Below are 820 nucleotides of genomic sequence, written 5' to 3' on the forward strand. Positions count from 1 at the left end.
CAGTAATAAGCTCCTAACTTTCTTTCCCCAATAGATGGTACTCTATGGCCCAATTTCAAGGTCATGCGATAAATTACTTGGTGAAAAATGACGGCAACCACACAGTTATTCTCTTTGCTTCAGCAGTTGGAGCTGCAATTACAACACGCACAGCTATGGAGTGAGGTGCCACCTAGCGATGAGGCGTTGGCGAGCACGCAGCCTTTTGCTATTGATACGCTTGAGCCTGAACAGTGGCTTCAGTGGATATTCATTGCTCGAATTAAGGCGATGATCGCGTCAGGTGCCGCGTTACCAAAAGGATTTTCAATTGCCCCTTATTTCGCAGAAGTGTGGAAGAACGACGCGACCAAGAGTGACCTTTTGGTGACGATAAAGCAGATCGATGAGGTATGTGCATAATGTTAGAGATCATCTATCAAGACGAGTACTTTGTCGCGTTTTCCCTCTGCACCGTTTAGATAGGCCAACATCGGGTGTGCTCGTTTTTGCTTTGTCGAGCGAAGTTGCCTCTGAGGTGATGCCGATGTTTGCGAACCATGAGATGCAGAAAACCTATCATGCGATCGTACGTGGGTGGATAGAAGAGGGTGATACCCTAGATTACGCACTTAAGGTTGAACTGGATAAGATCGCTGACAAGTTCGCAAAAGAAGATAAAGAGGCGCAGGAGGCGATCACTGTCTATGAGCCTCTAGCCAAAGTAGAAGTACCGTATTCGACAGGGCGCTTTCCAACCAGTCGTTACTGTTTAGTTGAAATGTTGCCAAAGACAGGGCGAAAGCATCAACTGCGTCGCCATATGGCCCACCTAAGACAT

At 47.2% G+C, this 820-nt stretch carries 1 protein-coding gene and 1 pseudogene; both read left to right on the forward strand.

Going from position 1 to position 820, the window contains the following annotated elements:
• Positions 1 to 87 precede the first annotated feature (87 nt).
• A complete protein-coding gene (locus KIV40_RS27200) occupies positions 88 to 402 on the forward strand; it encodes a YqcC family protein (protein WP_285352306.1) in 315 nt (104 codons plus the stop codon).
• Between the two features lie 34 nt (positions 403 to 436).
• Positions 437 to 820: pseudogene (locus KIV40_RS27205) on the forward strand (pseudouridine synthase); the annotation flags it as partial.

The organism is Vibrio sp. D173a (assembly GCF_030248475.1).